General features: G+C 70.4%; 14 protein-coding genes. 3 read left to right on the top strand and 11 right to left on the bottom strand.

From position 1 onward, the window contains the following. Positions 1-55: 55 nt before the first annotated feature. A complete protein-coding gene (locus LL946_RS08130) occupies positions 56-3907 on the bottom strand; it encodes a CARDB domain-containing protein (RefSeq protein ID WP_404386529.1) in 3852 nt (1283 codons plus the stop codon). Positions 3908-4013: 106 nt separating this feature from the next. On the opposite strand from LL946_RS08130, the gene LL946_RS08125 reads away from it, so the two are divergent. Next, positions 4014-5720, top strand: coding sequence for a LuxR C-terminal-related transcriptional regulator (locus LL946_RS08125; RefSeq protein WP_404386528.1), 1707 nt, complete (start codon positions 4014-4016; stop codon positions 5718-5720). 98 nt (positions 5721-5818) lie between these two features. On the opposite strand, the gene LL946_RS08120 is transcribed toward LL946_RS08125, so the two are convergent. Further along, complete coding sequence (locus LL946_RS08120; protein ID WP_404386527.1) at positions 5819-7915, bottom strand: M14 family zinc carboxypeptidase; 2097 nt, start codon at positions 7913-7915, stop codon at positions 5819-5821. A gap of 140 nt (positions 7916-8055) precedes the next feature. On the opposite strand from LL946_RS08120, the gene LL946_RS08115 reads away from it, so the two are divergent. Next, positions 8056-8757: a M50 family metallopeptidase gene (locus LL946_RS08115; RefSeq protein ID WP_404386526.1), complete on the top strand. Its 702-nt coding sequence runs from the start codon at positions 8056-8058 to the stop codon at positions 8755-8757. An 84-nt stretch (positions 8758-8841) separates the two neighbouring features. On the opposite strand, the gene LL946_RS08110 is transcribed toward LL946_RS08115, so the two are convergent. From LL946_RS08110 to LL946_RS08070, 9 genes are all read right to left on the bottom strand, one after another. Beyond that, entirely contained in the window at positions 8842-10635 is a 1794-nt protein-coding gene (locus LL946_RS08110; RefSeq protein WP_404386525.1) for an alkaline phosphatase D family protein, read from the bottom strand. Positions 10636-10756: 121 nt separating this feature from the next. Further along, on the bottom strand, positions 10757-11752 hold the full coding sequence (locus tag LL946_RS08105; RefSeq protein ID WP_404386524.1) for a DNA topoisomerase IB: 996 nt from the start codon (positions 11750-11752) through the stop codon (positions 10757-10759). A gap of 109 nt (positions 11753-11861) precedes the next feature. Next, positions 11862-12197: a hypothetical protein gene (locus LL946_RS08100; protein WP_404386523.1), complete on the bottom strand. Its 336-nt coding sequence runs from the start codon at positions 12195-12197 to the stop codon at positions 11862-11864. A gap of 161 nt (positions 12198-12358) precedes the next feature. Further along, positions 12359-14560 carry a catalase/peroxidase HPI gene (gene katG / locus LL946_RS08095; protein WP_404386831.1) on the bottom strand — a complete coding sequence of 734 codons (2202 nt, stop codon included), beginning with the start codon at positions 14558-14560 and terminating at the stop codon, positions 12359-12361. A gap of 41 nt (positions 14561-14601) precedes the next feature. Next, positions 14602-15042 carry a Fur family transcriptional regulator gene (locus LL946_RS08090; protein WP_404386829.1) on the bottom strand — a complete coding sequence of 147 codons (441 nt, stop codon included), beginning with the start codon at positions 15040-15042 and terminating at the stop codon, positions 14602-14604. A 419-nt stretch (positions 15043-15461) separates the two neighbouring features. Beyond that, the gene (locus tag LL946_RS08085; protein WP_404386522.1) at positions 15462-15974 is read right to left on the bottom strand and encodes a pyridoxamine 5'-phosphate oxidase family protein; all 513 of its coding nucleotides are present in this window, start codon (positions 15972-15974) and stop codon (positions 15462-15464) included. A 38-nt stretch (positions 15975-16012) separates the two neighbouring features. Next, positions 16013-16654 (bottom strand): DNA-3-methyladenine glycosylase family protein, encoded by a 642-nt coding sequence (locus LL946_RS08080; protein WP_404386521.1) that lies wholly within the window; start codon positions 16652-16654, stop codon positions 16013-16015. Between the two features lie 12 nt (positions 16655-16666). Next, positions 16667-17623, bottom strand: coding sequence for an SDR family NAD(P)-dependent oxidoreductase (locus LL946_RS08075; protein WP_404386520.1), 957 nt, complete (start codon positions 17621-17623; stop codon positions 16667-16669). A gap of 39 nt (positions 17624-17662) precedes the next feature. Further along, a complete protein-coding gene (locus LL946_RS08070) occupies positions 17663-18055 on the bottom strand; it encodes a four-helix bundle copper-binding protein (RefSeq protein ID WP_404386519.1) in 393 nt (130 codons plus the stop codon). A 200-nt stretch (positions 18056-18255) separates the two neighbouring features. On the opposite strand from LL946_RS08070, the gene LL946_RS08065 reads away from it, so the two are divergent. Beyond that, positions 18256-19176, top strand: a complete 921-nt coding sequence (locus LL946_RS08065; protein WP_404386518.1) for a hypothetical protein — start codon at positions 18256-18258, stop codon at positions 19174-19176. The last annotated feature ends 1 nt before the right edge of the window (position 19177 follow it).

Here is a 19177-nt window from a genome sequence, read left to right as displayed (position 1 = left end):
CACGACCAACGCGGCGCCCCCCGGAGTGGTGGGAGGCGCCGCGCCGGTCCGGGGGTTACCAGAGCCAGAGGTCGTCCGCCCACGTCGTCGTACCCAGCGGCAGGGACCGCGGAGCATCGAGCGAGAGGCGCACCTGGGTCGCCCCAGCCGGGACCACGAGCTGACCGCTGATCTTGCTCACGCCGGTGCTCGTGATCTTGCTGACGCCGGACGTCGCGATCTTGCTGACTCCGGACTCGCCGATCTTGCTCACGACGGTCTCGACGGCGATCTTGCTGACGACCCGGCCAGCCGCGTCGAGGTACGACGCCGTGACGGCGGGCGCCTCCCCGGCCGAGGTCAGGGCCAGCTGGTACGCCTGCCCTGCAGTTACCGCGACGGGTGTGGACTCCCAGGTCGAGCCGAGGACGCCGCCCTTGAGCCCGACGGCCGCGAGCCCGTCCGTCGACCACACACCGGTCTTCTCGTACTCGGTGCCGGGGCCACCGGTCCAGCTGTTCGGCGAGGTGCCGCCGGTCGACTGCTCGAACGAGCCGTTCGTGACCCTGTTGCCCCTGATCGTCACGGTGCGGGTCGCCTCGTTGTTGCCCTCGTTGGACTCCGTCACGACGTTGGCGGGATCGACCTTGACGGTGAGCACGCGCTCGCCCTTGACCTGCCGCGTGTCCCAGGGGAGGGTCACATCGGCCTGCGCCCCGGGGGCCAGGTCGGCGGCGGTCGTGCGACCGAGTGAGGTGGACCCGTCGAAGACCTCGGCGACAACGCCCTGGGCAGCCGTGCCACCCGTGTTCGTCACGGTGACCGTGACGAGCGTCTGCTTCGGCTGCGGCTGGGTCGCGACGACGTTCTTGGGTGACAGGTCAGCCTTGGTGGCCTGGCCGTCGGCCTGCGGGTTCACGTCGAAGTAGAAGACCTGCCCGGCCTCGAGGAGCTTCGGGGCAGACGTGTTGGCGGTCGTCTGCGGGACACCTCGGGCGGCGAGCGCCGCGTTGCGTGCGGCGTACTCCGAGTGGAGGTAGTCACCCTTGCGGAAGAGCTCGCCCGCCTTCGCGCGCCACTCCTTCATCCGGGTGAAGTCCGCCGTCCACGCCGCCGACGGAGTCGTCCGGCCACTCTCGGCCTCGGCACGGAGCCGCTCGGTCAGCGCCTCCTGGGAGCCCACGAGGTACTCCGCGGTGTGCCCACGCTGCAGGTTGTCCTGGTCCTCGACCTCGTAGGGCCGGTAGGACATCGCGTAGGTCGTCGGAGCGGCCGAGATGTCGTACATCCAGCCCAGGCCCTGCCAGTAGCAGGCCCACTGGCCCGCCTTCGGGTGACCGGCCGGGCACTTGTCGACGCCCATGGACCCGTCGTGCGGGTGCGAGAGACCGAGGTTGTGCGCCGCTTCGTGCTCGATGGTGTAGCTGAAGCCGCCGCCGGAGTCCTGCGTGGGCAGGGACGCGTCCGTCATCGAGCGCTTCGAGCCCGGCGCGTCACCCGGCTGGACGCCCGGGTAGTGCGACTCCGACCACTTGAAGCGATCGTTGACGTTGTTCATGACGCCCCACGCCTCGCCGTCGTCGGTGCCGACCGCGATTCCGCCGACGATCGCCGGCAGGGCCCACGTGTAGGCCTTCTCAAAGACCATGTTGATCGACGGGATGGTGTTGACCCCTGGCACCTGGTCGGCGATGCCGTCCGGGTTGGCGTCGATGAAGTCGCGGAACGACTCGTGGCTCACGGCTCCGTCGTACCCTGCGCCGAGACCCGTGCCCCGAGCCTTCGCCTTCTCGAGGGCGTTGGACACCGCGGTGAGGTTGACGGTCTTGTCACCGTAGGTGACCTTGTGGTCGTGCCCGTCGTGCAGCGGCTCCGGGACCAGGCCCGAGTCACCGCCCTCGTTGGTGTGGACGTGGTGCGAGGGGGCCGGCAGGTCCTCGTTCTTGGGGGACGTGTCGAGCACCTCGCCCGTCGGCTGGTTGTTCGTCGGGTCGTAGAGCGGGATGACCTCGTTCTTGCGCCCCACCCACTTGGCGTAGGGCGTCGCGGACGACAGCCAGCGCAACGTGTCGTCCTGGGTGCGGCCGCCGCTGACGTCGCCGATCTTGTACAGCTTGGAGGTGTCGGTCCACCACGTGCCGTAGTACGGCGCGTTGGTCAGCTGGCCGTTCACCCACTGCGGGCGCGAGTAGAAGTCGGTCCAGGAGGACACGGCGAGCCAGTAGGTGTCACCGCGCGGGATCGGACGGTAGAGGTAGCCGGGCGTCGACCGGAAGAACAGGCCGTAGGCGACGTCGCGAGCCAGTCGCGGCATGATGCGGCACGGCGTGTTGTTGTTGTAGGGCAGGTTGTTCTCGAAGACCTTGATGCCCTCGGTCCTGCACGTGTCGCCGGTCTGCTGCCACAGCGGGTCGGCGGCGTACTGCCACACCGGCGGGTCGCCGTGCGGATAGTCGCTCGACATGCCGGCTCCCCTGCCCGCCCACGTCGCGGACTCGAAGTCGTTGGGGGCCGCACCCAGGTCGACGAAGTGGAAGCGGTACCGGCCACCCCAGGTGCGGCCGTAGTCCACACCGTCCCAGTCACCGGTGTCCGGGTCCGTGATCCGCCAGGAGCCACCGTCCTCGACCTTCTTCGGCACGATGGCGCCGTCGATCACCTTGTCGGTGCCGTACGTGTGGTAGGCGTTCGGGCGGAAGTAGTCCTTGGCGTAGTCGGGCGTGAACGTGTCGAGGAAGAAGAACGACGAGCCGGTGTTGAGGCCCTGCGGCATCCGGTCGAGGTTGAGACCCTTCTTGTCGTAGTAGGGGTCGTGGTAGGCCGTCGCGTCCGGGTTGATGATGGACGCCGGGACGCAGGCGCCGGTCTCGAGGTTCCGGAAGGCGCAGGACCACGTGGCGTCGGCCCGGGTGTTGAACATCCAGTCCTCGACGGCATAGGCGTCGACGAGGTCGGTCTTGCTGGGGTCGGTGACCTTGTATGCCGTGTCGCCGCCCTTGGCGAGCACGCGCGTGTTGCCGTGGGTCTGGTCGTACTTCACCTGGTTGACCGTGCGGGCGCTGGTCGCTCCCGCGTGGTAGGTCTGCGCCTGGGCCGTGTTCTGCTCGGCGACGGCGAAGAGCGCCTTGGCGTACTCGTCGGTCGCCGTGAGGACGTTGACCTTGTAGTTGTACTTGATGCCGAGGAAGTACGGGTCGGCGGTGACGTGGTCCTTGTTCCAGTTGAGCAGTCCCGCTCCGACCCCGGTCAGCTCACCGCTCGAGCTGCTCTTCGAGCTCACCGTCGGCTTGTAGTTGTCCGGAGTCCACGCCTTGAGGTCGGCGACCTCCTGCGCGCTCGGGGTGCGCCCGACGAAGACGACGTTGACGGGGTAGTCGACGGTCAGCTCGTCCTCCACCGCCTGGCGCGTCTCGGGGTACTTCATCCCGGTCGGGACCGCGCTCGAAGTGATCTTCGCGGTGCCCGTGTAGCCGGACCCGGCGGTGGCGTAGGGGACCACGCGTGCCGTGTAGCGACCCGGCGCGAGCTGACCGAGGTCGACGGACTCGGAGGTGGTGCCGCCCGCCGCGCTCGAGGCGATCTGGCTCCCGTCCGGGCCGTCGACGTAGAGGTCGAAGTCGTCCGTGCTCGAGGCCCAGCTGATGTCGAGGGTCACGCCGCCGTCGTGGCTCTGCCAGTAGTCGGCAGGGACCTCGAGCGAGACGGCATGCGTGTCGCAGGTCGCGGCCGTGCAGGCCTCGGGGGCGAGGACCGCGCCCGTGTAGGGGCCGCCCGTCCAGGTCACCGAGCTCGTGCTCCCCGACGTCGGGGGGCCAAGCGTGGTCGAGGCGGGGTTGGACGCTGATGCCGTCGGCGCCACCGCCGCGATGGTCATGGCCATCGCGGCGATCGACGTGGTGGCAACGGCGATGGTCGTGAACCGTCGCATGGGGGATCCTCCACTCCGTCGGCGCGCAGGGTGTCCGCGCCGTCGGCCAAGCCAATCGGATCCCTGTGTGCACGTGATCTGCCAAAACTGCCTATATCTTCGTCACGTGCCCCCCTCTCCTCGGCGTTCCAGGAACCGGCGGATCGCGTCCCGGTCCGCGTGGGCGTCCTTCGCCGAGCAGGTGACGCCGGAGGTCGCCAAGGATCTGCGCGCCGCGGAGCTGCTGGGTCTGCGGGGCGACACCGAGGCCGCGATGCAGATCCTGCGGTCCGCCGCGGCCGCCCTCGCCGGGAGGCCCGGGGTCGACGACGACCTGGTCGCCATCGGAGAGATGGCGACCGTCGTCGCCACGTGGGGTGGAGACCTGCCGGCGCACCACGAGTTCCTCGAGTCGCTCGCCGAGTCTGCGGAGCACCCCAAGGCCAAGGGCGCGCTGCTCTTCACCCGTGGCCGGACCGGCACCGCGTCCGAGACACCACAGTTCCTCACGCAGGCGCTGGGCGAGTTCACCATCGCCGGCGACCTGCGGGGCCGTGCGGTCACCCTCGGCGAGCTCGCGTGGCCGCGCGACGACGGCCTGAGCTCCGCGTACCGCGTCCGCGTCGGCACGGAGGGCCTGGACCTGGCGAAGCAGACGGGAGACCAGTGGGCCATCGCCTTCTGTGCCGGTCGACTTGCCGGCTGTGAGACCTACCTCGACATGCCGGGCGCCCTCGAGCACTGGGAGCAGGCGGCGATGGTGCTGCCGTCCAGCCCCGACGCCATCACGGCCGAGATCGCCTCCCTCAACCAGTTCAACTGGGCGCACACCGCCCTCGGGCACGGCAACTACCGCTTGGCGAGCCGTGTCTCCAACGAGGGCAAGGTCCTCGCACACGGCGCCACGTGGGCCCGCAAGTTCGCCGGCGTCGAGGCGCTCGTCGCGTGGCGCACGGGCGACCTGGACCAGGCCATGCACGCCGGCCAGGCAGCCCGCGCGGGGCGACACCAGATCGCGACCGGCATGGGTGGCGTCGCGATGTCCGCCTACGCCCTCGAGCGCGAGGGCCGTCCCGACACGAGGCTCATCGACGACTCGCTGCGCCACATCGAGTTCGACGAGCAGATGCTCTGGCTCGCGCTGTCCGTGCAGGCGTCGCTGCGGGTGGCCCGCCGTGAACCCTCACCGCTGCGGGACGTCGCCCCCGCGCTCGAGCAGGCCGAGCGCATGCAGATCCACTTCGGCTGGGAGGACCTCGTCCTCGTCATGGCCGAGCACCGTCCTGCCGACGCCCGCGCCGCACTGGCCCGGATGGCCGACCTCTGGCCGACCTACCCGCGAGGTGAGGCGGTGCGCTCCTACGTTGCAGGCCTCGTCGCCGAGGAGGACTCCGGCTTCCGTGAGCTCATGCATGCGGCCGAGGCCTTCGCCTCGCTCCCCGAGCCCATCACGGCGGCGCGGGCCCTCCATGCGGCCGCATCGGTCGCTCCCACCACGCACGAGGGGAACCGGTTGCGCTGGCAGGCCATCGAGATCTTCCGGAAGCACCGCGCCGAGCGGTCGCTCGCGATCGTCCTGCGCGACCGCAAGCTGCACCGTGGGCCCGACCTGCCTCCGGTCCCCGAGAGTCAGCGGATGGTCGCGAGCGCCGGGCTCACGCCCCGGGAGCGGGAGGTCGCGGTCCTCGCGGCTCGCGGGTTCACCGCGCAGGAGATCGCGGAGAGCCTTCACATCTCCATCGGAACCGCCCGCAACCACGTCCTGCACGTACGCGAGAAGTTCGGTGGAGTTCCCAAGCGCAAGCTCGCCCAGCTGTTCGGCGAGAACCCCTGAGTCCGAGGCCCCTGCACAGGCCCACCACGGACGAGCGGGGCCGTATGCCGCGGACAGGGGATGCGGCATACGACCCGTTCGTCAGGGGGCTGGGACCGTCACCCCTTCGCCCAGGCGGTGGCGCAGGTGCGAAGGTCCGCCTTGACCTGCTGTCCGCGCTCGACGACCACCGGGATCGTCTGGAGCACTCGGCCAGCACGCTCGCAGGTGAGTGTCCAAGCCTCCACGAGCCCGCTTGTCGCCGAGGTGGTGGCGTCGAACAGGGAGGCCGTGATCGTCCAGGTCGGCGAGACCGCGGCGTAGTTGAGAACTCGCAGGACGTAGGTCGCCTGGGCCGGGTCCTGGAGGAGCACCCGCTCCTTCTCACCCGGCAGGTTGCCCGAGGAGCCGACCAGGGTGAGCGTGCCATCAGCTGCCTTGCGGTAGACCTCGAGGTCGAAGTCGTCGGGCGTGGCCCAGTCGAGCTTGACCTCCATGACCGACGCGGGACGGTCGACGACGAACTCGGTGTCGGTCGACGAGAGTGGGGCGGTCGTACCCGTGGTCGTCTCCGTCTTCGTCGGCTCACCGGCCAGCGTTCGGATCTGGCGCGACTGGACGACGGGACGCGTCGAGGGGTTGACGTGCCAGGTGTAGCGACCGGTCGGGCCCACCACCATCGTCGTGTCGAGCGTGTCCGAGACCGAGCTCGACCAGGTCGGGGTCGCGAACGTCTTGCGCAGGCGCAGCGTCGCACCGGCCGGGGCCTTGCCCGTGACCACTGAGTGGGTGGCACGGTCCACGGCGTTCTCGAGGGCGATGAGGTAGGCCTCGCGGTTGCCCTTGCCGGCGTAGGCGCCCGCGCCGAGGTACTCGTCGATGACCTTGGGGAACGGTGGGTGGAACTCGTCCGGACCGATCTCGAAGGTGTAGCCGTAGCCGCCGGTCGCGTTGTAGGACCAGTCCTCCGTCGTGCCCGTCGTGTCGTAGAGCTCCCACCCGTGCTGGTTGGAGTAGCCGTTCTGCGCCGTCATGCGCGCGCCGAGTGCCTTCATGCCCTCCTCGTCCGGGGCGTTGCCCACGGGCAGGCCGTCCTGGCCGATGGTGTCCGGGGCGACGCCGTTGGGCCGCAGGACGAGGTTGGAGAACGTGTGGTTCGTGATCAGCGTCGTGACCTGGCGGCTGCTCACGAGCTCGCGGATGTTCTCCGTCTCCGGCTCGGAGAAGGGCCCGGCGCCGCGATAGGTCGGGTCGGCCCCGAGGTCGGACGCGCCCGGGCCACCCCAGAAACCGCCGTAGTTGCGGTTGAGGTCGGTCCCGATGCCGAACCCACCTGGGCTCGTCGCGCTGAACGCGGCGCACGTCCCGTCCGGGGTGTCCTGGCCGTCCACGACCCGGCAGTTCTTGCGCTTGTAGGCGTTGCCGGGGGTGCCGAGGATCGAGGCCGTGCCGCCGCCGTCTGCCTCACGCAGGTCGATGAGGGCACCGTCGGTGCGCGAGAGGTGGAACCCGTCGACGTTCACGACCGGGACCACGACGACTCGGGCCTGGTCCAGGAGCGCCGTGATGCGCGCGTCGGTCCCGTAGCCGCTGGCGAGGTCGACGGCGAACTCCATCGCGTGCTCGCCCGACGGCCACTCACGGGCGTGGTGGACACCGAGCATCGCGAACACCGGCCTGCCGTCCTCGGCTCCGGTGACGTTGCGCCCGATCTCGACGCCCTTGACCTCCCGGCCGTCGAGGCTGCGGCGGTTGAGGGTGATCTCCTTCACGAGGGTCGGGTGGTCCGCCGCGAGTGCGGCCATGTCCGCGTTGAACTCGGCGAGGGTGCGGTAGGCGTTGCGCCCCGACGGGAGCGCCGTCGTCGCGTTCGCAGCAGCGAAGGTGGCGTTGGTGCGGTTGTTCTCGGCCTCGCGCCGGGTGAGGTCGGGGATGCGGACCGTGTGGGTCAGGCCTGCGGCCCGGAGCGCTTCCGCGTCAGCGGCACGGTGCAGGACCACCTCGACGTAGTCGTGGCCGGCGTGCTCGGTCAGGTCGAGTCCAAGCGTCTGGAGCAGCGCCTTGTGCTCGCGCGTCGGTGTGTCGACCGTGACCAGCTGGACAGGGAACTCGGTCACCGTCGGCAGCGGGAGCGCACTGACGACCGGCACGGCGCCGCAGGCGATCAGCGCGGACACCGCGAACGTCAGCGGGATGAGGCGGGATGGGCGAGCCACAGGATCCTCCAGGTGGGCGGGCGTTGAGCACATCGATGCGCATCAGCAAACGCTGTGCCGACCCCTGACCTGAACTGCAGAAAGTGCACATCTCCCTGGCACGAACGCGGTCACAGGCTCGACGGCTACGTTCTGCCCCCATGGACGTCGGCCCCGAGCTCAGCACCCGCCTCGTCGCCGCGAACCCGGGCATCCCGGCCGGCGCCATCGCCACCGCGGGGATCGCGGCGCTCGTCGTCGTGCTCATCCCGACGGTCTGGCTCCGGCTGCGCATCGCGATCACCCTCGTCCATGAGCTCGGCCACGCCGTCGCCGGCGTCCTGTCCGGCCGCCGCTTCACCGGCTTCGTCGTGCGCGGTGACATGTCCGGACACGCCGTGACCGTCGGCCCGGCGCGCGGTCTCGGGCGGGTCGTCACGACGTGGGCCGGCTACCCGATGCCGGCTCTCGTCGGGCTCCTCATGCTGTGGGGGGCAACGCGAGGGTATGCCGACGCGCTCCTCTTCGCGTGCCTGCTCACCCTCGTCGTCGTCCTGGTCTTCGTGCGCTCCGGCGGGACGCTGCTCACCGTGCTCGCCGCGGGCGCGGGCGTCGGCGCGCTGTGGTGGTGGCGCAACGACGAGGTGCAGCTCCTCGCCGTCGTCGCCACCGGGTTCGTCCTCCTCGTCGGCGCCTGGCGCCACGTCGGCGCGCTCGTCGGCGGACGCCGCGACCCGGGAAGTGACTCGGCCGTGCTCGGCCAGCTCACCGGCATACCGGCTCCCGTCTGGGTCCTGACGTTCGCAGCAGTGCTGGCGGCAGCGACGTGGGCCGCAGCGCGCTTGGTCCTCGACCTCGCCTGAACCTCGACAGGGGTGGGAACGCCACGGTCCTCACGAACGCGTGAGATGTGACGCGTTCGTGAGGACCGTGCGCGAGGGGAGGGGTCAGTCGCCGGCGGGCCGGTCGGAGCGGGGGCCGACCGGGCCGGTCGCCGGGGTGGCCCGACGGCTGCCGGCCACCGTCTGGAAGCTGCGGGCGTAGGTCGGCGTGATGCTCGAGACGACGCGCGGGTCCGGCTGGGCGCTCGTCGGCACGGGCGTGTGGTGGTAGTCGGCCTGGACCCGCTCGGGCGTGACGTCGATGACGGTGTAGCCGTGGCTGACGCCGTCGATGTAGCGCAGCCACGGGTTGAGCTGCTGCGCCGCGCCGATGGCCTGGCGGGTGGCGCCGACGACGACCTCCGGCGGCTGGCCGGCGAGCTGCGGCGTCCCGGCGAGCACCTCGACGAACCCGTCGCTCGTGACGCTGGGGCAGACGAACTCGACGCCTGCTGACGTGTAGCTCGGGCTGCCGGGTGCCGCCGCCACGGGCAGGTCGCACACGAACGACGCGTGGATGTCGCCGGTGAGGACGACCACGTCGCCGGAGTCGGCGCTGGGCTGGGCGGCGGCGTGGGTGAGCAGGTTGGTGCGGTCGGCGGTGTAGCCGTCCCACTGGTCGGCGTTGACGAACGTGTAGCCGGGCGCGCCGAGGGCGGCACCGGGGTAGAGCACCGGCGAGACCATGACCTGGTTGCCGAGCAGGTGCCAGCGGCGGCTCTCCTCGAGCCCGTCCTTGATCCAGGTGAGCTGCTCGGGCTCGGGCAGGTGCCGGCCCGGGTGCGCGATGGCGCCGTCGATCGCCGGGCTGAGGCCGACCGGGACGAAGCCGTCGAACGGCACGTTGGGCACGGTGACCTGAAGGCTGCGGTTCTGGCGGGTCTCGACGATCGAGAGGTCGCCGAGGTCGCCGAAGGTGAATCGCCGGAAGAACCGGGTGCCCTGGTGCGGCGTCGACTGCGACTGGTCGGGCAGACGGAACGGCATCCACTCGAGGTAGGCCTGCATGGCCTGCTCGCGCCGCTCGAGGTAGTCGCCCTCGGAACCCGAGTGGTTGCCGGCACCGGCCGCCCACGCGTTGTTGGCGACCTCGTGGTCGTCGAAGATCGTGATCCACGGGTGCTGCCGGTGCGCTGCCTGCAGGTCGGCGTCGGCCTTGTGGAGGGCGTGGCGCAGGCGGTAGCCCTCGAGGTCGATCGTCTCGGTCTCGGGCTTGCTGTCGCGCACACCGGCGAGCGACGCGGGGCCGTAGCGGTCGGCGCCGTTGCCGTACTCGTAGATGTAGTCACCGACGTGGAGCACGAAGTCGAGGTCGTCTCGCTGCGCGAGGGCCCTGTATGCCGTGAAGTAGCCGCCCGTGTAGTTGCTGCAGCTCACGAGCGCGAGACGCAGGGCGTGGGTCTCGCCGGCGACGTCGCCGGCGGTCTGGGTGCGGCCGACCTCGGAGAACTCGCCGAGGCTCGAGAAGCGATAGAAGTAGCGCGTGTAGGCGTCGAGCCCGCCCACATCGACCTTGACGGTGTGGTCGGTGTCCGGGCTCGTGATGACGGTGCCGTGGGCGACGACCTTGGCGAAGCCGGCGTCCCGTGCGACCTGCCAGCGCACCGGGATCGGAGCACCGAGACCGCTGCCCGGGGTGGCGATCGCGTCGTCCTTGCCGCGCGGGGGCGGGGTGGCTCGCGTCCAGATGATGACGGCGTCGCCGGTGGGGTCGCCGCTGGCGACGCCGTAGCCGAAGATGCCCTTGCTGGCGGGTGCGGCGGCAGCCGCAGGATCGAAGGCGCGGGGAAGGGCCAGCGCTGCGCTGGCGGCGGCCACGCCCTTGAGCAGGCTGCGGCGGTCGACCGAGGGGTTCGTCATTCCCGGAGGCTATTCCTGTGGCCGCGGTCCCGGAGGCGGTTCGGCGAACACCGGCCGGTGGGGGACTTCGAGTCGGAGCTCCGAGCTATCACCGTGACAGGTCGGAGGCGGGCCGCGCGCCTCAGCCGAGGAGCGCGCGGACCTCCTTCTCGATGCCCTCCTGCCGCTTCATCGGGTTCCGCCCCGACGACTTCGGCACGGTGATGGTCTCGCCACGGTCGTAGCGGTCGATGACGCGGGGGTCGACGTAGGAGTTCTTGGCGATCGTGGGGGTGTTGCCGAGGTAGTCCGAGACCTGCTCGACGGCCTCCTTGACGGCACGCTTGCGGGACGCCTGGGTGTCGCCCGGCTCGGGTGAGGACGCGAGCGCCACGGCCGCGTGGACGGTGGCATGCCAGGTGCGGAAGTCCTTGGCGGTGAGCTCGGCGTCGACGAGGTCGTGCAGGTAGGCGTTGACGTCGGGTGCCTCGAGGTCACGCCAGCCCGAGTCGGCCTGGTAGGCGAGCACCCGCTTGGACTTCGTGCGCCGACGGCGCATCTCGCCGATCGCCACCGCGACGTCCTTGTCGCGGATCGTCACCTGCTGGTCGATGCCGCTCTTGCCCTCGAACTCGAACTGCAGGCCCTCGCCGACCTTCCGGACGTGCTGGCGCTCGAGGGTGGTGAGGCCGAACGAGCCGTTGGCGTCGGTGTAGACGTCGTTGCCGATCCGGAAGTAGCCGAGGTCGAGCAGGCGGACGGCGACAGCGCAGGCGCGCTCGAGCGGCATACCGTCGCGTTTGAGATCACGGCCCACGCGGCGGCGCGCGGCCGGCAGATGGGCGGCTGCCTCGAGGATGCGGTCGAACTTCATCTGGTCGCGCTTGACCCGCCAGTCCGGGTGGTAGAGGTACTGCCGCCGGCCGGCGTCGTCGGTGCCGACGGCCTGGATGTGCCCGTTGGGGACCGAGCAGATCCACACGTCCTCCCACGCGGGCGGGATGGCCAGGGAGCGGATCCGCTCGACCTCGTCCTGCGGGAGGCGCTTGCCCTCGTGGTCGAGGTAGGTGAAGCCCTTGCCGGCGCGGCGCCGGGTCCAGCCGCGGTCCTGCGGGGAGACGGTGCGCAGTCGGGTCATGGGCGCCATCGTCGCAGGTCAGCGCGACGTATTGCCCGTTCCAGCGCGGTCCGCGGTCTCGCACCTCTGCTGGGAGGCATTGGAACGGGCAATAAGTCGCCGGGGTGGGCTACCAGTCGTGGCCGTGGAGGAGCAGCGCCGACTCCATCTCGAACCGCTCGCTTCGGGACAACGAGCCGCGCCCCTCCGGCACGGGGAGGTCGACACTGCGGCAGTAGTCCCGCAACGCCAGGTCGTAGGCCAGGGTGCTGGCGGCAAGGCGTTCGGCCTTCCACGGCTGGTTGCCCTCCTCGACCTCCACCACGTGCTCGGCCAGCCGGGCCAGCTCGAGGGCGAGGAGCACGGGAGGCACCGGCTCCTTCGTCGGGCGCTCCCGGACGGCGACGACCACCGCCGTCACGGCGCAGAACATCACCAGCGCGACCATGCCGAGGGTGACGACCATCCTGCTCACCTCGGAACCAGTCTGCTCCGTGCGGGGAGGGGTGCACAACGCCTGGGGCGGCCGGCATACACACCCCTGGACGACTGATTGCCCCATCGGGAGCGTTCCAGCGAACGTGCGGCGTCCGTGGTGGGTCCCGATGGGGCAATCAGTCGCAGTGACTACTTCTTGAGGTCGTAGCGGTCGAGGTCCATGACCTTGGCCCACGCGGCGACGAAGTCGTGCACGAACTTCTCACCGGCGTCGTCGGAGGCGTACGCCTCGGCGACGGCGCGCAGCTCGGAGTTCGAGCCGAACACGAGGTCGGCCCGCGTGCCCGTCCACTCCTGGCCGTTCGCGCCGCGACCGGTGTAGGTGTCGTCGTCCGCCGGCGTCCACGTCGTCCCCAGGTCGAGCAGGTTGACGAAGAAGTCGTTGCTCAGGGTGCCGACGCGGTCGGTGAGGACACCGTGCGTCGAGCCACCGGCGTTGGCGCCGAGCGCACGCAGACCGCCGACGAGCACGGTGAGCTCGGGCGCCGAGAGGCTGAGCAGGTTCGCGCGGTCGACGAGCGAGTACTCCGCCGGGAGGCGGTTGTCGCGCTTCTCGAAGTTGCGGAACCCGTCGGCGTCCGGCTCGAGCCAGGCGAACGACTCGACGTCGGTCTGCTCCTGGGTCGCGTCGCCGCGGCCCGGGGTGAACGGCACCTCGACCTCGACACCGGCGGCGCGAGCGGCCTGCTCGACACCGACGTTGCCGGCGAGGACGACGGCGTCGGCGAACGAGACGTTGTGCGCCGACGCGACCCCCTCGAGCTTCGCGATGACGTCACCGAGCTCGGCCGGGTCGTTGACCGCCCACGAGCGCTGCGGCTCGAGGCGGATGCGACCACCGTTGGCGCCACCACGCTTGTCACTGGTCCGGTGCGATGCAGCGGCGGCCCAGGCCGTCTTGACGAGCTGGCTGACCGAGAGACCGGAGTCGGCGATCGCGGCCTTGGCGGCAGCGATGTCATCCGCCGAGGTCCCCAGCGAGTTGGCCGGGATCGGGTCCTGCCAGAGCAGCTCCTCCTGCGGCACCTCGGGGCCGAGGTAGCGGTCGACCGGGCCCATGTCGCGGTGGGTCAGCTTGTACCAGGCACGGGCGAACGCGTCGGCGAACTCGGCCGGGTTCTCGTGGAACCGCTTGGAGATCGGCCCGTAGATCGGGTCGAAGCGCAGCGCGAGGTCGGTCGTGAGCATCGTGGGCAGACGCTTGGCGCCACCCTCGTCGGGTGCCGGGATGATCGCCTCGGCGTCCTTGGCGACCCACTGCGAGGCGCCGGCGGGCGACTGCGAGAGCTCCCACTCGTGGCCGAAGAGCATGTCGAAGAAGCCGTTGCCCCACTGCGTCGGTGTCGGGGTCCACGTGACCTCGAGGCCGGAGGTGATGGCGTCGGCGCCCTTGCCGGACCCATAGGTCTGCTTCCAGCCCAGCCCCTGCTCCTCGAGTGATGCGGCCTCGGGCTCGGGACCGACGAACGCGCCGGGGTCGCCGGCACCGTGGGTCTTGCCGAAGGTGTGGCCACCGGCGATGAGGGCGACGGTCTCCTCGTCGTCCATGGCCATGCGCCCGAACGTGTCGCGGATGTCGATGGCCGACAGCAGCGGGTCGGGGTTGGCGTTGGGGCCCTCGGGGTTGACGTAGATCAGGCCCATCTGGACGGCGGCGAGCGGGTTGTCGAGCTTGCGGTCACCCTGGTAGCGCTTGTCGCCCAGCCACTCGGTCTCGGGGCCCCAGTAGACGTCGTCGTCGGGCTCCCAGGCGTCGACGCGACCACCGGCGAAGCCGAAGGTCTCGAAGCCCATCGTCTCGAGCGAGACGTTGCCGGCGAGGATCATGAGGTCGGCCCAGGAGAGCGACTTGCCGTACTTCTTCTTGACCGGCCAGAGCAGGCGGCGGGCCTTGTCGAGGTTGCCGTTGTCGGGCCAGGAGTTGAGCGGCGCGAAGCGCTGCTGACCGGTGCCACCGCCGCCGCGGCCGTCCTGGACGCGGTAGGTGCCGGCGCTGTGCCACGCCATGCGGATCATGAACGGGCCGTAGTGGCCGAAGTCGGCGGGCCACCAGTCCTGCGAGGTCGTGAGCACGTCGGCGATGTCGCTCTTGACCGCGGCGAGGTCGAGCGCCTCGAAGGCCGCCGCGTAGTCGAAGTCGGCACCGAGCGGGTTGGTCACCGGCTGGTTCTTGGCGAGGATCTTGAGGTTGAGGCGGTTCGGCCACCACACACGGTTCGCGTCACCCTGGGTCGGGTGCGCCGCGGCGCCGTGCATGACGGGGCAGCCGCTCGGCTCCTCGCCCTCAGGGGTGGTGACGCCGTCCGGGGTGGTCGGCGCCTCCTGGTTCATCTCCTTGACTTCTGCGTCATCCGGCATGTTGTCGTGGATGGTCATCGGCGTCCCTTCTCATTCTGTGTTGCGGTGGGTTCTTGGCAGTTCGGGCACAGGCCCCAGTAGATGACCTCGGCCTCGTCGACGGCGAAGCCCTTGGGGTCGGCGGCGTGCAGGCACGGAGCCTCGCCGGTCGCACAGGCGACATCGGTGATCGAGCCGCACACACGGCATACGGCGTGGTGATGGTTGTCGTCCAGGCTCAGCTCGTAGCGCGCGACCGAGCCGGTCGGCTGGATGCGGCGGACGAGGCCCGCGTCGGTGAGCGCGTGGAGGCAGTCGTAGACCGCCTGGTGGGAGACCGAGGTATGCCGTCCGCGCACCGCCTCGATGACCGTCCCGGTGTCGGCGTGCGGGCTGTCGTGCAGGGCGTGGAGGACGGCGACGCGGGGGCGGGTCACCCGGAGGTTCGCCCCACGGAGCAGCTGCTCGACATCCATGGACACGACCGCCACCCTGCTCCCTTTTCTTGAATGTGTCAAGAAAACAGAAGGCAAAGTCCAGGGGACGGGCGAAGGGCCCTTGGAAGTATGAGTTCCAAGGGCCCTTCTGGGTGACCGGTCGATGTGACGATCCCGATCGACTGCTCTTCCACTCCGGTCCCGAGCGCCCCGTCACCTGGCTCTCGCGGCGAGCGAACCCGCCGTGCGGACCCTCGTCTCCGAGCTGTCCCGCTCTCCCCGAGGGGAGTGCGTAGGAGATGTCTACGCCTCAGTTGCCTTGTGCCACAAGGGGTTTGACCAAACTTCTCGAAGAACTTTCGTCGTGCACAGCCTGTCCACCGATTCAGTGCGGTTGTGCACACGTTCCGTGCTCGTGTCCCCAGCTTGTCCCCAGGGGACTGTGGACGGCGCGATTGTCAGAAGGTGAAGCGGGTGCAGTCCTTGGGGAAGGCGAACCACGCCATCGCCCGGCGGGGCGTGATGACGCGCAGGCCTCCCCCGTCCTCGCCGGACCAGGAGTCGGGGCCGGGCGCGTAAGCACTGTCGGCGTACTTGCGGAAGGCGGTGGAGAGCTCGACGCCGAAGCCGTCGGCATCGGCGCGGGTCGCAACGGACTCACCCTCGACGATGACGACCTGGGTGCCGCTCTCGAGGGTGAGGGTGACGGCGGGGTTGAGCTCGACGTTGCGGGTGTGCCGGGTCGTCGGCGCCCCGTCGTACCAGAACCGGCCGTCCAGCCAGACTCCCCAGCGCGGGACGGAGTGGGGTGTGCCGTCCGGTCGGACGCTGCTGATCCAGTAGTGCAGTGACTTCTCGAGCCGGGGCTCGACGTCGGCCCACGTGAGCAGGCCCTTGGTCGTCTCGGGAATGCCGTAGCCGTCAGGGAACTCGGGACGGTCGGCCTTCGGTGCTGCTGCCGTGGTGTCCATGTGTCGACGCTACGCCCGGCCACGGACACCGGGACAGGTCACGGAGCGAGGTCGACGACCGTTTCCCGCCGGCCACGCCGCGCGAGGTAGCCGTGCCAGAGCAGCCGCGCCGCGGTCGACCGGTGCGGGCGCCACTGCTCGCCGAGTGCCTCGAGCGCGGCACCGACCGGAACGTCGGCCAGCCCGAGGCGCTCGGCCACGGCCACCTGGAGGGCGCGGTCGCCGACCGGCCAGACGTCGGGCCGGTCGAGGCAGGCGAGGAGGTAGGCCTCGGCGGTCCAGCGGCCGATCCCCGGCAGGGCGGTGAGCTGCTCGGCGACGACGGCGTCGGGGAGCGTGGCCAGCGCATCGAGGTCGAGCTCGCCGGTCTCGACCGCGGTCGCGAGCGCCCGCAGGTAGCGGTCCTTCTGGCGCGAGACGCCGTCCTCGCGCAGCTGCTCCGGCGTCGTCGCGAGCAGGGCGGCCGGCGTCATCGCTCCCGCTCGGGCACGGACCCGGGCGAAGCAGGCAGCCGCCGACGCGAGCGAGACCTGCTGCTCGAGGATGAGGAGCACCAGGCTCGGGAAGCCCGGCGGCCGCGACCAACGCTCGGGCAGCCCGTGGTCGTCGAGCTCGGCCGCGAGGTGCGGATGCCGGGCCGCCACGTCGAGGACGTGCCGCTCCCAGTGCGCCTGCTCCACGTCAGCTCCGGGTCAGGGCGTGAGGTCGGCGGCGTCCGCGACCCACTCCCACATCCGGCGCCGCTCGTCCGAGGTCGGGGCGTTCCGTCCGAAGAACGTCGTCGGACGCTCACGCCGGTCCATCCAGAGCCCCCCGCCACGCGGTCGGGGCTGGGCAGCGACGAGCCAGGTCGTCGTGTCGGCGCCCTGGTCGGCGTCGCGCAGGACCGGCCCCATGACCTTCTCGAACGTCGGCAGCGACTCGGTGACTCCGGGGGTGGCCGCCCACCCGGGGTGCATGACGTAGACCGCCACGCCCGCCTTGGCCCAGCGGACCGTCAGGAGTGAGAGGAACTCGACCTGGGTGCGCTTGCTCCGCGCGTATGCCGTGGGCGGCGCGTAGTCCCCGAGTTCGTAGTCGGGGTCGTCGACGGGCAGCGCCTGGGCATACATGCCGCCCGAGGTGACGAGGACGACCCGAGCCTCGCGTCCCTCCAGCTTGGGCAGGAGCAGGTCGGTGAGCAGCACCGGGCCGAGGACGTGGATCGACATCGAGAGCTCGTGGCCCTGCGGCGACTCGGTGCGCTCCGCGGGCATGGCGCCGGCGTTGTGGACGATCGCGTCGAGTGGCGGGGCGTCGGCGAGCATCGCTGCGGCGCAGGCACGGACGCTGTCGAGGTCGCCGAGGTCGCAGGTCCACGTGGTCGAGGGACCGGGCAGCTCGGCGGCGACCTCGGCCGCCTTGTCGGCGTTGCGGACGACGAGGTGCACGTGTGCGCCCAGGGCGCTCAGCTGGTGCGCCGTGGCGGTGCCCAGGCCGGACGTCGCGCCCGTGACGACGACGTGCTTGCCGTCGAGCGACCCGGGCGCCGGGTCGGCCGGCCACGTCGGGAGGCGCCGGCGCACGGCATACCCGATCTTGGAGAAGCCGGGCACGACGGTGCGGTCGAGCGCGGAGTCGAGCAGCTTGGCAGCGGGGCGCAGGGGCATGGCTGCGACCCTACGACGCGGTGCTGGGAGGCGGCTGGGTCAGTTGGCGGCGTCGAGCAGGGCGCGGCAGGCGTCGGCACAGGCGCGGCAGGCCTCGGCGCAGATCCGGCAGTGGTCGTGGTGGTCGGCGTGCTGCGCGCACTCGTCGGCACACTCCGTGCAGACGGCGATGCAGGCCTCGACGATCGCCCGCCAGCTGTCGCCGTTGGGTCCGGGACGGGACAGGATGTCCGCGGTCGTGCGGCAGATCGCGGCGCACTGGTTGTCGAGGTCGATGCAGCGCGTCATGGAGCCGGCGTCCTCGCCGTGGAGGCAGGCGTCCGAGCAGGTGGCGCACGTGCTGGCGCAGCGGTTGGCCGCGTCGATGGCCGCGCGGAGCAGCTCGAGGCCGAACGTGTCCTTCTTCGGGTGGGTGCTGAGGATCTCGTCCATCACTCGACCATAGGACCCAAGGAAGCACGTCGCGCGGCTTGCCGCCGAGCCACATCTGGGCCACACGCTCCTCACGGGCTCCAGTTGGGCGGTTGTCGGGGAGTCACTACGGGTGGTGCCGCCGGTCGACGAGCAGCGAGAACATGTCGACAGCCCTGGTGAGGGCTGGGGTCTGCACTCGACGTGGCGAGGGGGACGACATGCGTTCAGGGCGCGCCTGCGGCATTTCGCTCGTGACTGCTTTGGTGCTGGCCGGCTGTGGTTCGGCGCCAGGGGACGCGGCTGACGACGATGGGCAGACATTCGAGCCTCTCCCCACGCCGACGTCAGTCACACGCACGCCCACGGCGACTCCCATGCCCGTGGGCAGCTACAGGACGCCGGACGACAAGTGCCCGCAGGAGTGGACAGGGCTGACCGTCGTCACGCATCTCGACGAAGAGGTGGAGTACCTCCAGAGCATCCAGGCGTGCACGACCGACGGCACCAAGCTCTGGCTGCGCAACGACTCCGAGGCGGTCTGGGTCATCACGTCGCCGATGATCACCAAGACACCCGAACGCACCCATGGCTCGCTACGCGGGACCTCCTACCGCGGTGCGCTCGCTCAAAGCCCGTTGTCGCGGGACCTGCCAGGTCGCACCGTGTTTGCACCTGACGATCAGGTAGTCATCTTTGCCAGACCAACGAGCGTCTCCTGGAAGTTGGACTCCGAAGTCAACATCGCCTGGCTGACCCATGACATCGGAGCCGATGAGCTCGAGTCCTGGGGCGAGGGGATCGCCGATGGCGCCTTGCGGCGGAGAAACACTGCGGGTTCCGCGCTCGCGACGTGCACGCTGTCGGGTTTCCAGATGGGGAGGACGGCGGCGGAGATGAAGATGCCGACGGATCCGGTCGACACACAGACGTTGATGACCCAGGCCTTGGGCATCGGTGTCGATTCGAGTCAGTGCTGGAGTGCCACTCGATCCGTATCGACTCCTGGCTCGACGAAGACCATGGAAGCGGGGCTCAAGGCGCGGCTCGTGAACCCCACCGCGCTGGGCAAGGCCCACACGGCCATGACGTGGTGGCAGCGAGGTGTGCGCTTTGCGCTCATCGTGAACCCCAAGGGGTGAG

The sequence above is a fragment of the Knoellia locipacati genome, assembly GCF_044791685.1.
Taxonomy (GTDB): Bacteria; Actinomycetota; Actinomycetes; order Actinomycetales; family Dermatophilaceae; genus Knoellia; species Knoellia locipacati_A.
The sequence above is the reverse complement of the archived record's forward strand: the minus strand, read 5'-3'. Positions and strand labels throughout refer to the sequence as shown.

What these genes read in the sequence shown, in the direction of transcription:
- LL946_RS08105 (WP_404386524.1), bottom strand. Translation starts at nt 11,752, where the DNA reads ATGACCCGACTGCGCACCGTCTCCCCGCAGGACCGCGGCTGGACCCGG.
- LL946_RS08085 (WP_404386522.1), bottom strand. Translation starts at nt 15,974, where the DNA reads ATGGACACCACGGCAGCAGCACCGAAGGCCGACCGTCCCGAGTTCCCT.
- LL946_RS08100 (WP_404386523.1), bottom strand. Translation starts at nt 12,197, where the DNA reads ATGGTCGTCACCCTCGGCATGGTCGCGCTGGTGATGTTCTGCGCCGTG.
- katG (WP_404386831.1), bottom strand. Translation starts at nt 14,560, where the DNA reads ATGAACCAGGAGGCGCCGACCACCCCGGACGGCGTCACCACCCCTGAG.
- LL946_RS08130 (WP_404386529.1), bottom strand. Translation starts at nt 3,907, where the DNA reads ATGCGACGGTTCACGACCATCGCCGTTGCCACCACGTCGATCGCCGCG.
- LL946_RS08070 (WP_404386519.1), bottom strand. Translation starts at nt 18,055, where the DNA reads ATGGACGAGATCCTCAGCACCCACCCGAAGAAGGACACGTTCGGCCTC.
- LL946_RS08115 (WP_404386526.1), top strand. Translation starts at nt 8,056, where the DNA reads ATGGACGTCGGCCCCGAGCTCAGCACCCGCCTCGTCGCCGCGAACCCG.
- LL946_RS08065 (WP_404386518.1), top strand. Translation starts at nt 18,256, where the DNA reads ATGCGTTCAGGGCGCGCCTGCGGCATTTCGCTCGTGACTGCTTTGGTG.
- LL946_RS08075 (WP_404386520.1), bottom strand. Translation starts at nt 17,623, where the DNA reads ATGCCCCTGCGCCCCGCTGCCAAGCTGCTCGACTCCGCGCTCGACCGC.
- LL946_RS08110 (WP_404386525.1), bottom strand. Translation starts at nt 10,635, where the DNA reads ATGACGAACCCCTCGGTCGACCGCCGCAGCCTGCTCAAGGGCGTGGCC.
- LL946_RS08090 (WP_404386829.1), bottom strand. Translation starts at nt 15,042, where the DNA reads ATGGATGTCGAGCAGCTGCTCCGTGGGGCGAACCTCCGGGTGACCCGC.